This is a genomic window from Phenylobacterium immobile (ATCC 35973) (assembly GCF_001375595.1).
GTDB classification, from domain to species: domain Bacteria; phylum Pseudomonadota; class Alphaproteobacteria; order Caulobacterales; family Caulobacteraceae; genus Phenylobacterium; species Phenylobacterium immobile.
In genome coordinates this window covers 2,868,726-2,879,815 of sequence record NZ_CVJQ01000001.1, presented here as the reverse complement: position 1 = coordinate 2,879,815, position 11,090 = coordinate 2,868,726, and the positions used below count along the sequence as shown (strand labels likewise).

Genomic DNA, 11,090 nt, shown 5'->3' with positions numbered 1-11,090 from the left:
TGATCACCGGATAACCTTCGCCGGCTTCGTTGTAGTGCAGCTTCCAGCGCTTCGTCTGGATGTCCTTGCCCGTGGATTGTTCAGTCAACGCCATGTGTATCGCTCCCTTGGCATGTGATGTCGCGATGCCGCGGGCCCTAAGGCTCGCAGCGTCGGCGCAACAGCTATCGCGGGTAAGGTGGCGGCTGTGAGGCGTTTGTTGAGATGCGTTGGTATCGCGTTCTGTGATACCAACGCCGGGCGCTGCGCCGATGCTCAGAGATGCCTGGGTCGCAAGGCGGGCGCAAGCCCAAGCTTGTAGGGAGCGCCGATGCGATTTCGCGGCCTGGACCTCAATCTGCTGATTGCGCTCGACGCCCTGCTGGCCGAGCGCAACGTCTCGGCCGCCGCTCGCAGACTGTTTATCAGCCAGTCGGGCATGAGCACGATCCTGGCCAAGCTCAGGACGCATTTCGACGACGATCTGCTGGTGCCGGCTGGACGCAGCATGATGTTGACTGAGTTGGCGACACGGCTTGCCGAGCCAATCCACGAGCTCATGCAGAGCGTCGACTCAACCCTGGAGTTTGGCCTCGCCTTCGAAGAGGCCTCCTCGAAGCGGCATTTCAGGATCGCAGCCTCTGACTATGTGGCGGAAATCCTGTCCTCGAAGATATCGACCATCTCGGCCACGCGCGCACCCAATGTCTTGCTTGAGCTCGTGCGCGCCGCCAGCGCCGACAGTCAGGTGATCGACCGCGGCGACGCCGATATTCTCGTCGCCGCCAGCCCCTATATCGTCGCCGATCACCCGGCCGAGGAGCTTTACAGCGAGGACCACGTCATCCTGGGGTGGCGTGAGAATGATCGGTTCAAGGCGCCGGTCACGCGCGAGATATTCTTCGAATTGGGCCACGTGGGCGTCCGCATCGGTCGCACCGCCGGCGGCCCCAGCACCTCATCGGAGCGCTACATCAGCCAGCTGCCGGAAAAGCGGCGGGTTGAGATGATCTGCCCCTCACTGACCCTGGTGCCGCGTCTGTTGATCGGCACCCAACGGATCGCCGTCATGCAGCGCCGCTACGCCGAACTCGCCATGCAGACGCTGCCGCTGGACACCCGGCCCATGCCCTTCGAACTGCCGAAGATGCGCATGATGATGCAGGTGCACCGCTTGAAGGAGGGCGACGCGGGCCTCCAGTGGCTGAAGGCCGTCGTCCGCGACTGCGTCGCCGAGCTGGTCTAGGCCGGTTCAGCGGATCGAGGAGATCATGGCGCCCGTGCCGATCTCGTCGAGGTTGCTGACGGACTCCGGCAGCAGGAGGCCGCGGCCGCGGTGGTTCTTGTCCGAGCAGACCTCAAGCCCGCCTCCGGCTCGCCGCCTGGTCGGTGCGACGAGCGCGAAGTCAGGACGGATCAGGCCTCCTGGATCGCCGAGAGCTTCCAGTCCGACGCGCCGCGCCCGCGCACGAAGGTCCAGAGCTCGACGGTTTCCGTGGGCCGTTCTGGATCCCCCGATAGCACCGCGCCGGTCTGGCGGTCGCGCATGACGTCAATGCTCTCATAGCGCATGGCCGCCGTGGCGTAGTCGGCGCCGGCCTCGCCCCAGGCTTCGGCGATGTCGGCCTGCAACAGGCGCGTGTCAGCCACGGCGTTGCGGCGACCCTGCGTCGCGTTCTGGCTTAGCTCTTCGGAGAGGTAGGACATGATTTCGGGCGTCGTACGCTCACGCAGGGCGGCGTAGTCCTCGCGGGCGAAGGCGTCCTGCACTTCGCCGAGCAGCCGTTCAAAGGCGTCGCGGTCGGCCTGGGTCAGGCCGATCTCGTGGGTGGCCTCGGCCTCGGATTCATAGGGCGCATAGGTCGTCGAGGTCTGTTCCTGGCGTTGGAAGCTGCCGCCGAAGGGGACCGAACCGCGATCTGGGCTGCTGGTCTCGCGCTGGGCGTAATTCGCCTCGCGTTGGCCGTAGGACGGGCCCGCGCCAGCGTTGGCCAGCGCCGGCTTCGAACGGAAGCGACGGTAGAGGGTCATCAGCAGCCAGGCGCCCAGGCCGATGATCGCCAGCTGCATCAGCATGTTGCTCATGCCGGCCATGCCGCCGAAGCCATGGCCCATCAGCATGCCGATCAGGCCGCCAGCCACCAGGCCGCCGAGAATCCCGCCGCCCATGCCGCCCAGGAAGCCGCCGCGGCGCGGGGCCTGGGCCTGCGCGCCGGCGGCCGGCGTCGGTTGGCCCGGCTGGGCGGCCTTCGACGGCGGGGCCGTCATGCTGCGCTGGACAGGCGCGGTCTGGTCAGGCGCGGTGCGCGTGGGAGGCGGCGCTTGATAGGTCCGTGCGCCACGGCTGCCGAAGCTGCCGGCGCGCCGGGCGTCAGCGGGGCCGGCAGCCAGAAGCGCCACCACCAGGCTGATGCCGATCGCCGACGTGATCTTGTTCGTTACGCGGTTCATTCAAGGTCTCCCTGCGCGCCTATGTAGGGACTGCGCGGGCGCCGGGACAGGGCCGTGACAGGGTTTGACACAAAACCCGCGCCGGCGACCGGCCGCTCATTCGGCCGTCTCCAGGCTCGGGAACTCATGCGTCGTCTCGGCAAGCAGGGTGCGGTCGGCGCCGAAGGCGCGCAGGGACAGGAGGTTGCGACCGGCGGGCGGCGCGTCGCTCAACCAGACGAGTTCACGGTCGGCCGACGTCGCCAGCCCGTGCGACAGGGCGGCCTCCACCAGGCAGAGCAGCGGCATGCCTTCACGGCTGGCGACCCGCGCCTCCAATCGGCTGGGCGGGGCGGCGAGGCCGCCCAGGAAATTCAGGGTCGTGTCGTATACGGGATGGGCGGGCATGGGGTCTCCTTCGGGTCGGATCCGACCGGGGGAGGGCCCATGAAAAACCCCGCGTCCTGGTCGGAGCGGGGTGCAAGTCCTTAGCGATCAACGAAGCCTTCAGGCCGCGCGGGTTCGCCCCCATCCGTTATGGCGGGTGGTAATCATCATAGCCGAGATCAGGCGCGATGGGCGCATGGGGCTCTCAAGAAGACCTAAGACGACGCAAGCATAGCCCATTCAGAGAGGACGCGCCAAGCCTAGTGTGTGGGTGTCGCGGTCGGGACCCGCATGGCCACGGCCCAGATCGCCAGGCCCACCAGCGCCAGGCCGACGCCGACCCAGGCCGTAGATGTCCAGCCGAAGCCCGCGGCGATGGTCAGTCCGCCCAGGAACGGGCCCAGCGCATTGGCCACATTGAAGGCCGAGTGGTTTAGCGCCGCCGCGAGCGTCTGCGCCTCGCCCGCCACATCCATCAGCCGGGTCTGCAGGACGGACGCCAGGCCGCCGCCGCCGCCGATCAAGGCGACGATCAGGATGATGGTCGGCAGCGAATGGGCGGCTGCGGGGTAGAGCGCCAGCATCGCAGCGCTCCAGATCAGTAGCACCGCACCGGCCTTCATGCCGAAGTGGTCGGCGGCCCAGGCGCCGATCATGTTGCCGGCGAACATGCCTACGCCGAAGGCCGCAAAGACGTAAGGCATGACGGTGATGCCGACGCCCGTCACGAAAGTCAGGGTCGAGGCCAGGTAGGCGTAGACCGCGAACATGCCGCCAAAGCCGATCGCCCCGATCCCCAGAGTCAGCCAGACCTGGGCGTTCTTCAGCGCCCCCAGCTCGCGCAATGGACTGGCGCCCGCCGCGGCGGCCTCGCGAGGCGCGAACAACAGGACCAGGGTGGCCGTGAGCAGGGCCAGCACCGCCACACAGACGAAGGTCCAGCGCCAGCCAAATTCATGGCCGATGACCGTGGCCACAGGCACGCCGATCACCGTGGCGACCGTCAGGCCGGCCAGGATGCTGGCGACAGCCCGGGTGCGCACCGCTGGCGAAACCACTGAGGCCGCGACCAGCGCCGCCACTCCGAAATAAGCCCCGTGCGGCAGGCCGGCGAGAAACCGGAAGATGACCATCCACGCGAAAGTCGGCGAGGCGGCGCTCAGCATGTTGCCGACGGCGAACATCCCCATCAGGGCCGCGAGCAACAGCCACCGCGGCGTCCGCGATCCCAACACCGCCAGCAGCGGCGCGCCCACCACCACGCCCAGAGCGTAGGCGCTGATCGCGTGCGCGGCATGCGGCTCGTCGATCCCGAACGCATGCGCGAAGTCCGGCAATACGCTCATGCTGGCGAACTCGCCGACGCCGATGGCGAAGCCGCCGACCGCAAGCGAGATCAGGACAAGCGCGACAGCGGCGCGGCTCAGGCCGGGTGCGGAGGACTCAGACATGGCGGTCCCTTCGCACGGCCAAGGCGCCGGTTCGATGGGCCTTTGTCGCTCGCGGCCAAATGTTCTGCAAAGCGCCCATCGGGGCGTCATTGCAACGAAACGCCTACAGGCAGTCGCCCCAGGTCGGCCGGCCGGCTTGAGCGGTCGCTGCGGCGACGCTCGCGGCCAGCGCGTCCGGATCGCCGCGAAAGGACTGGTAGACCGTCTCAGCCGCTGTTTGGCAAATCATCTCGGGCGGCGCATCGACCCGCCCCTGTTGACGTAGGAATTGGTCGAGCTCAGCGACAGACCACCCATTCTCAACCACGTAGCGCCCCAGCCGGTCGGCGCCGGCGTGAAGTTCCTTGGCGAGGTCGAGCGCCTCGCCTGGATGGCATACCTGGGCGACGCGGCTGGCCGCTGCGGTAAGGGCCAGCAGGCACATCACCCCTTCGCCCGGCTTTGAGGGCTGCTGAGCGGCGGCCGGGTGCGGGGCCGCGAGGACCAGAGCGCAAGTCATGACCGTCGCGATGCCTGGCGGGCTCAACATCTAGGCTTCGCCCGGCTTGAACGCGTCGCGACCCAGCTGGCCGCGGTGGCGCAGGAAGGCGTCGGCCAGGACGCAGGCCATCATCGCCTCGACGATCGGCACGGCGCGCAGGGCGACGCAGGGATCGTGCCGGCCCTTGGTGCGGACCTCCACCTCTTCGCCGGCTTCGTTCAGGCTGCCGCGCGGGGTCAGGATCGAGGACGTCGGCTTGAAGGCGACGCGCGCGGTGATCGCCTGGCCGGTGGAGATGCCCGCCAGCACGCCGCCAGCGTTGTTCGACAGGAAGATCGGACCGTCGTTGCCCATCCGCATCTGGTCGGCGTTCTCTTCCCCGGTCAGGCTCGCGGCGGCGAAACCGGCGCCGATCTCCACGCCCTTGGAGGCGTTGATCGACATGAAGGCCGCGGCCAGTTCGGCGTCGATCTTGCCGTAGATCGGCGCGCCCCAGCCGGCGGGTACGCCGGTCGCCTCGACGGCGACGATCGCGCCGACGGAGGAGCCCTGCTTGCGGACGGCTTCCAGATGGTCCTCCCAGACCGGAACCATCTCCGGATCCGGGCACCAGAAGGGGTTGTCGCGCACGGTCGAGAAATCGATGCGATCCGCATCCACCGCATGCGGGCCGATCTGCACCACCGCGCCGCGGATCGTGACGCCCGGGATGATCAGCCGGGCGACCGCCCCGGCGGCGACGCGGGCGGCGGTTTCGCGGGCGGATTGCCGGCCCCCGCCACGATAGTCGCGCACGCCGTACTTGGCGAAGTAGCTGTAGTCGCCGTGCCCCGGCCGGAACACCTGGGCGATCTCAGAATAGTCGCGGCTGCGCTGATCGACATTCTCGATCATCATCGAGATCGGCGTGCCGGTGGTGACCTGACCGTTGGTGCGCTCGTCGCTGAGCACGCCCGACAGGATCCGCACCGCATCGGGCTCTTGCCTCTGTGTGACGAATTTCGACTGCCCAGGCCGCCGCTGATCCAGCCAGTGCTGGACCATCTCCTCAGTCAGCTTGATGCCGGGAGGGCAGCCGTCGACGACGCAACCCAGGGCCGGGCCGTGGCTTTCGCCCCAGGTGGTGACGCGGAACAGGTGGCCGAATGTGTTGTGCGACATGGCGGCGCTTCTAGCCCAAAGCCGAAAGGCCCACAATTTCCCCCAAGCATGCTCCTAGCGCGCGCGTTATATGCCGGTCATGACTGATCGGCCCCACATCCCCGCCTCGCCCAGCGAAGACGACTACGCTGTCCAGATCGCCAAAGCCGCGCCGCCGGCGTTGCTGGCGGCCACGGACCCCATGGCGCTGTTCGCTGACTGGCTGGCCGAAGCCGTCAAGTCTGAGCCCAACGATCCCAACGCCATGGCCCTGGCCACCATCGACCCGACCGGCTTGCCGGACGTGCGGATGGTTCTCCTGAAGGACGCCAGCGCAGCGGGCTTCGTCTTCTACACCAACCTGGAAAGCGCCAAGGGCGGGCAACTGGCGTCAACGCCCAAGGCGGCCCTGCTTTTTCACTGGAAATCGCTGCGTCGGCAGGTCCGCGTTCGGGGGCCCGTCGAGCGCGTCAGCGACGCCGAGGCCGACGCCTATTTCGCTACGCGCGCGCGCTCCTCGCAGATGGGCGCCTGGGCCTCAGACCAGTCCCGTGTCCTGCCCGAGCGCCTGGCGCTCGAGAAGCGCATCGCCGAACAGGCGCTGAAGTTCGGCTTCGGCGCCATTCCGCGCCCGCCGCACTGGTCGGGGTTCCGTATTGTCCCCGAAGCGATCGAGTTCTGGCGCGACCGGCCGTTCCGTCTGCACGAACGCCTGGTGTTCGAGCGAGTAGGTGAAGCCTGGACCGACCACAGGCTCTATCCTTGAGCGACGTCGGCTCCTCCGACGAAATTGAAGTCGCCGCCTGGTTTCGCGGCCGGTCCGAGCGCGCCATCGAAACCGCCATCGCCCGCGTCTTCCTTGAGGGCGACACCGCCTGGAAGACGAAACGCCGGCTCGCGCTTTCCTACGTCGACTTCTCCACCCCGCTGAAGCGCCTGACGGCGCTGGAGCGCGAGCTAGAGTTCAACAGCGCCGTGGCCCCCGGCCTCTACCGCGCCGTCCACGCGGTCACCCGCGCCGCGGACGGCGGGCTGGAGCTGGACGGTTCGGGCGCGGTCGTCGACCACGTCCTGGAGATGCGCCGCTTCGCCGACGACGATGTCCTGGCCGCCGATCCTGAGCGGATCGACGGGGTTCTAGCGGACCGCCTTGGCCGCATGGTCGCCCGCGCCCACGCCGAGGCGCCCCTGCGCGCGCAGGGCGGCGCGGCCTCGCTCAAGTTCACCATTGGCTCCAACGCCCAGTTGATCGGCGAGGGCGCCGCGCGCATCGGCCACGACCTGGCGGCGAGCCTGATTGCGCTCACCGACGCAGAATACGCCCGCCAGGCCGCTCTGCTTGAGCGCCGTACGGTCGAAGGCTTCTCGCGCCGCTGCCACGGCGATCTGCATCTCGGCAATATTCTGGCCCAGAACGGCGAGCCCACGCCCTTCGACTGCATCGAGTTCAACGACCTGCTGTCGGACATCGACGTCCAGTACGACCTGGCCTTCCTGCTGATGGACCTGGCGTTCCGTGGCCGTGCTGACGCCGCCGTCCGCGCGCTCTCGGCCTATCTCGACGAGGCGGCCAGGACCGTGCCGCAGGGCCTATGCGAAGGCCTGGCCGCCCTGCCGCTGATGCTGTCGGTGCGCGCCGCCGTCCGCGCTCATGTCGCCCTGCACGCCGATGACGACGACCTCGCCCGCGCCTACGCCCAGGCCGCCGTCGATCTGTTGAAACCCGCCCCGGCTCGCCTGGTCGCAGTGGGCGGGCTTTCCGGCTCAGGCAAGTCGACCATCGCCCGCCTCATCGCTCCGTCGCTGGGGCCCGCCCCCGGCGCAGTGGTTCTGCGCACCGACGAAATCCGCAAACGCCTGTGGGGCGCGGTCGCCGATACGCCCTTGCCGGGCGAAGCCTATGCTCCGGCCATGGACGACACGGTCCACGCCGTCCTCGCCGAAGAGGCGCTAAAGCTGCTCCGCGCCGGCCGCGCGGTGGCGCTTGACGCCACCTTCCGAGATCCCGCTCGCCGGCGCATGGCCGAGTCCCTGGCCGCCCAGGCGGGGGTCGCCTTCGACGGTGTCTGGCTGCAGGCGCCGGCGGAGGTGCTGCTGGCCCGCGCCGCGGCCCGGGTCGGCGACGCCTCCGACGCCGACATCGCCGTCGTCCGCGCCCAGATCCAAGCGGCGGGAGAGCCGGATTGGCCCAGCTTGGATGTCACCGGCGACCCTGACGCCGCCGCCAGGGTCTGGATCACGCGCCACGCCTAGACTAGCGTGACGCCCAAGCCGCGGGATAAGCGGCTGGGAGTATCGCATGCTTGGCTTGATGCAGGACTGGCCGCTGACGCTCGACCGCATCATCGCGCACGCCCGCACCTGGCACGGCGAAACCGAGGTCGTCTCACGCTCCATCGAAGGCCCGATCCTCAGGTCCACATACGGCCAGATCCACGAGCGCGCCCGGCGGCTCTCGCGGGTCCTCCTCGACCTTGGCGTTCAGCCTGGCGACCGGGTGGGCGCCATGGCGCTCAACACCGGCCGCCATCTCGAGGTCTGGTACGGAGTGATGGGCATCGGCGCGGTTTGCCACACGCTCAACCCCCGGATGTCGCCCGACCAGATCTGCTACATCATCAACCACGCCGAAGACCGGATCATCTTCTGCGACGCGATCTTCCTGCCGATCCTTCACAGCCGGCGCGACCAGATGCCCAGCGTTCAGCGCATCATCGCGCTCAACGACGAGGACTATGAGCCGCTGATCGCCGCCGCCGCGCCTGGCGATCTCGCCTGGGGCGGCTTCGACGAGAACACTGCGGCTGGCCTCTGCTACACCTCCGGCACGACGGGCGAGCCGAAGGGCGTGCTTTATTCTCACCGCTCCAACTTCCTGCACACCTTCGCCACCATGAGCGCCGACGTCATGGGCGTCTCCAGCCGTGACGTGGTCTTGCCGGTGGTGCCGATGTTCCACGCCAACGCCTGGGGTCTGGCCTTCAGCGGCCCCGCCGCCGGTGCCAAGCTGGTCATGCCCGGCGCCAAGCTCGACGGCGCATCGATCTTCGAGCTGTTGGAGACCGAGAAGGTCACCCTCTCGGCCGCCGTGCCCACCGTCTTCCAGATGCTGCTGACCTATCTGCGCGAAACCGGTCAGCGCCTGACGACCCTGCAGCGCGTGGTGATCGGCGGCGCGGCCCTGCCGCCGGCCCTGATGCACGCCTTTCAGGACGAGCAGGACGTGCTGGTGGTCCACGCCTGGGGCATGACCGAGACCTCGCCGCTGGGAGTCGTCTCCATGCCGGAAAGCCGGGTCGCGGCTCTCTCTCCTGCGGCCCAGCGTGTTCATCTGGAAAAGCAGGGCCGCCCGCCGATCGGCATCGAACTTCGGATCGCCGACGAGACTGGCGCAGATCTGCCGCACGACGGACAGGCCGTCGGCCGGCTGATGGTCCGCGGCGTCTTCGTCGCCGGCGGCTACTTCAGGGGCGAAGGCGGCGACATCCTCGACGACCGGGGATTCTTCGACACCGGCGACATCGCCACCATCGACGAATATGGCTTCATGGAGATCACCGACCGCGCCAAGGACGTGATCAAGTCCGGCGGCGAATGGATCTCCTCCATTGAGATCGAGAACCTCACCATGGCCCACCCCGCGGTGGAGATCGCCGCGGTCGTCGGCGCCGCGCACCCCAAGTGGGACGAACGGCCCGTCGTTGTCGCCAAGCTGAAGCCCGAAGCCAGCGTCGATCGGGCCGAGATCCTGGCTTTTCTCGAGGGCAAGATCCCTAGGTGGTGGACGCCCGACGACGTGGTTTTCGTCGATGACATCCCACTCGGTCCCACCGGCAAGGTCGACAAGAAGCTCATTCGCCAGCGCATGGCGGGCTACGTCCTGCCGACGGCCTAGGCGAGGCGCCAGGCGTCTCCGTCCTGCGCCGCCCGGCCCTGCCGCTGCAGATGGATCAGCCCCGCCAGCATTGAGCGCGAGGCCGCCGGCCACAGGCTCGGCGAAACGTCGGCGTAGAGCCGGGGAACAAGGTCCGTCAGCGTCGCCGGCCCCGACGCCAGGCCCTGGATAATCTGCTCCAGGCGCTCCAGCCGGTGCGTCCGATAGGCGTCGATGAAGGGTTCGACAGCGGTGATCGGCGCGCCGTGTGTCGGATATAGGATGTCGAAGCCGCGCGTCTGGACGCGATCCAGGCTCGCCAGATAATCGGTCAGGTCGCCGTCCGGCGGGGCGATGACCGTGGTGGACCAGCCCATGATGTGGTCGCCGCAGAAGAGCGCATTCTCCTCAGCTAGGGCGAAGACCAGGTGGTTGCTCGTGTGCCCGGGCGTCGGAATCGCCTCCAGCGTCCAGCCTGGGCCTTCAATCACGCCGCCGTCGCAAAGCGATCTGTCCGGCGCGAATTCGAGATCATGGCCAGCCTCCATCCGCACCGGCTCCGTGTCCTCGGCGGTCGGTTCGGCGGCGCAGCCCCAGATGGTCGCGCCGGTTCGCGCCTTCAGCGCGCGCGCCAGCGGCGAATGGTCGGCATGATGATGGGTGATCGCGATGTCGCTGATCGTCTCGCCGGCGGTCGTCGCCAGGATCGCCTCAAGGTGGGCGGCGATTTCTGGGCCCGGGTCGATCACCGCCACGGTCCCGCGCCCCACGATATAGGTCCCCGTCCCCTTGAAGGTGAACGGCCCCGGGTTCTCGGCGATCACCCGGCGCACCAGGGGGCTTAAGGCGTCCACGCGGCCATATTCAAACTCGAGGTCGCGAACGTAGGGGATCGCCATCAGCGGGGCAGCACGCTCCCCAGATCGTAGCCGGCGTCGGCGCCGGCCTCGACGAGTTCCTGGCGGTCGGCGCCGCCGAAGGCCTGGGCGCCCAGGGAGTAGGTGACGATCGAGCGCGTGCCCGAGCGACAGAAGGCCAAGGTCGGGCCTTCGGCGGCCGCCATCTGCTGGTGCATGGCTTCGGCCTGCTCGCGGGTCGGACCGCCGCGAACGGGGATGTGGACATAGCTCAGGCCTGCGGCCAGGGCGGCGGCCTCCATCTCTGCGCTGGTCGGCTGGCCGGGCTCTTCGCCGTCCGGTCGATTGTTGATCACATGTTTGAAGCCCTGGGCGGCGGCGTCGGCCAGGTCGGAAGGCGCGATCTGCGGGCTGACGGAAATCTGGTCGTTGACGCGACGGAATTGGCTCATGGCGGTCTGCTTGTCCCTGGAGAGATCGGGGGTTTCGTT

Annotated in this window: 11 protein-coding genes; 4 read left to right on the top strand and 7 right to left on the bottom strand. The window is 68.4% G+C overall.

Going from position 1 to position 11,090, the window contains the following annotated elements; translation table 11 throughout:
* The first annotated feature begins 310 nt into the window (after window positions 1-310).
* Window positions 311-1,225 carry a LysR family transcriptional regulator gene (locus BN1313_RS14050; protein WP_091742000.1) on the top strand — a complete coding sequence of 305 codons (915 nt, stop codon included), beginning with the start codon at window positions 311-313 and terminating at the stop codon, window positions 1,223-1,225.
* 170 nt (window positions 1,226-1,395) lie between these two features.
* Here BN1313_RS14050 and BN1313_RS14045 read toward each other — a convergent pair whose 3' ends face one another.
* The 5 genes from BN1313_RS14045 to aroC form a co-directional block, all read right to left on the bottom strand.
* Complete coding sequence (locus tag BN1313_RS14045) at window positions 1,396-2,430, bottom strand: TIM44-like domain-containing protein (protein WP_091741997.1); 1,035 nt, start codon at window positions 2,428-2,430, stop codon at window positions 1,396-1,398.
* Window positions 2,431-2,526: 96 nt separating this feature from the next.
* Window positions 2,527-2,817, bottom strand: coding sequence for a hypothetical protein (locus tag BN1313_RS14040; RefSeq protein ID WP_091741994.1), 291 nt, complete (start codon window positions 2,815-2,817; stop codon window positions 2,527-2,529).
* 239 nt (window positions 2,818-3,056) lie between these two features.
* Complete coding sequence (locus BN1313_RS14035) at window positions 3,057-4,247, bottom strand: MFS transporter (RefSeq protein ID WP_091741991.1); 1,191 nt, start codon at window positions 4,245-4,247, stop codon at window positions 3,057-3,059.
* A gap of 103 nt (window positions 4,248-4,350) precedes the next feature.
* Window positions 4,351-4,776 carry a hypothetical protein gene (locus tag BN1313_RS14030; RefSeq protein WP_091741989.1) on the bottom strand — a complete coding sequence of 142 codons (426 nt, stop codon included), beginning with the start codon at window positions 4,774-4,776 and terminating at the stop codon, window positions 4,351-4,353.
* On the bottom strand, window positions 4,777-5,889 hold the full coding sequence (gene aroC, locus BN1313_RS14025; RefSeq protein ID WP_091741986.1) for a chorismate synthase: 1,113 nt from the start codon (window positions 5,887-5,889) through the stop codon (window positions 4,777-4,779).
* Between the two features lie 79 nt (window positions 5,890-5,968).
* Between aroC and pdxH the strand changes: the two genes are divergently transcribed.
* The 3 genes from pdxH to BN1313_RS14010 are packed head-to-tail and all read left to right on the top strand — an operon-like array spanning window position 5,969 to window position 9,763.
* On the top strand, window positions 5,969-6,634 hold the full coding sequence (gene pdxH / locus BN1313_RS14020; protein WP_091742751.1) for a pyridoxamine 5'-phosphate oxidase: 666 nt from the start codon (window positions 5,969-5,971) through the stop codon (window positions 6,632-6,634).
* Window positions 6,631-8,121: a bifunctional aminoglycoside phosphotransferase/ATP-binding protein gene (locus BN1313_RS14015; RefSeq protein WP_091741982.1), complete on the top strand. Its 1,491-nt coding sequence runs from the start codon at window positions 6,631-6,633 to the stop codon at window positions 8,119-8,121. Before pdxH ends, BN1313_RS14015 begins: the two co-directional genes overlap by 4 nt.
* A 46-nt stretch (window positions 8,122-8,167) precedes the next feature.
* The gene (locus BN1313_RS14010) at window positions 8,168-9,763 is read left to right on the top strand and encodes a long-chain-fatty-acid--CoA ligase (RefSeq protein WP_091741979.1); all 1,596 of its coding nucleotides are present in this window, start codon (window positions 8,168-8,170) and stop codon (window positions 9,761-9,763) included.
* Here BN1313_RS14010 and BN1313_RS14005 read toward each other — a convergent pair.
* Together BN1313_RS14005 and BN1313_RS14000 are read right to left on the bottom strand one after the other, a co-directional pair.
* Window positions 9,760-10,641, bottom strand: coding sequence for an MBL fold metallo-hydrolase (locus BN1313_RS14005; RefSeq protein WP_091741976.1), 882 nt, complete (start codon window positions 10,639-10,641; stop codon window positions 9,760-9,762). The genes BN1313_RS14010 and BN1313_RS14005 overlap by 4 nt on opposite strands.
* A complete protein-coding gene (locus tag BN1313_RS14000; protein WP_091741973.1) occupies window positions 10,641-11,051 on the bottom strand; it encodes a protein tyrosine phosphatase family protein in 411 nt (136 codons plus the stop codon). Before BN1313_RS14000 ends, BN1313_RS14005 begins: the two co-directional genes overlap by 1 nt.
* Window positions 11,052-11,090: the final 39 nt, after the last annotated feature.

What these genes read in the sequence shown, in the direction of transcription:
- BN1313_RS14050 (WP_091742000.1), top strand. Translation starts at nt 311, where the DNA reads ATGCGATTTCGCGGCCTGGACCTCAATCTGCTGATTGCGCTCGACGCC.
- BN1313_RS14045 (WP_091741997.1), bottom strand. Translation starts at nt 2,430, where the DNA reads ATGAACCGCGTAACGAACAAGATCACGTCGGCGATCGGCATCAGCCTG.
- BN1313_RS14040 (WP_091741994.1), bottom strand. Translation starts at nt 2,817, where the DNA reads ATGCCCGCCCATCCCGTATACGACACGACCCTGAATTTCCTGGGCGGC.
- BN1313_RS14035 (WP_091741991.1), bottom strand. Translation starts at nt 4,247, where the DNA reads ATGTCTGAGTCCTCCGCACCCGGCCTGAGCCGCGCCGCTGTCGCGCTT.
- BN1313_RS14030 (WP_091741989.1), bottom strand. Translation starts at nt 4,776, where the DNA reads ATGTTGAGCCCGCCAGGCATCGCGACGGTCATGACTTGCGCTCTGGTC.
- aroC (WP_091741986.1), bottom strand. Translation starts at nt 5,889, where the DNA reads ATGTCGCACAACACATTCGGCCACCTGTTCCGCGTCACCACCTGGGGC.
- pdxH (WP_091742751.1), top strand. Translation starts at nt 5,969, where the DNA reads ATGACTGATCGGCCCCACATCCCCGCCTCGCCCAGCGAAGACGACTAC.
- BN1313_RS14010 (WP_091741979.1), top strand. Translation starts at nt 8,168, where the DNA reads ATGCTTGGCTTGATGCAGGACTGGCCGCTGACGCTCGACCGCATCATC.
- BN1313_RS14005 (WP_091741976.1), bottom strand. Translation starts at nt 10,641, where the DNA reads ATGGCGATCCCCTACGTTCGCGACCTCGAGTTTGAATATGGCCGCGTG.
- BN1313_RS14000 (WP_091741973.1), bottom strand. Translation starts at nt 11,051, where the DNA reads ATGAGCCAATTCCGTCGCGTCAACGACCAGATTTCCGTCAGCCCGCAG.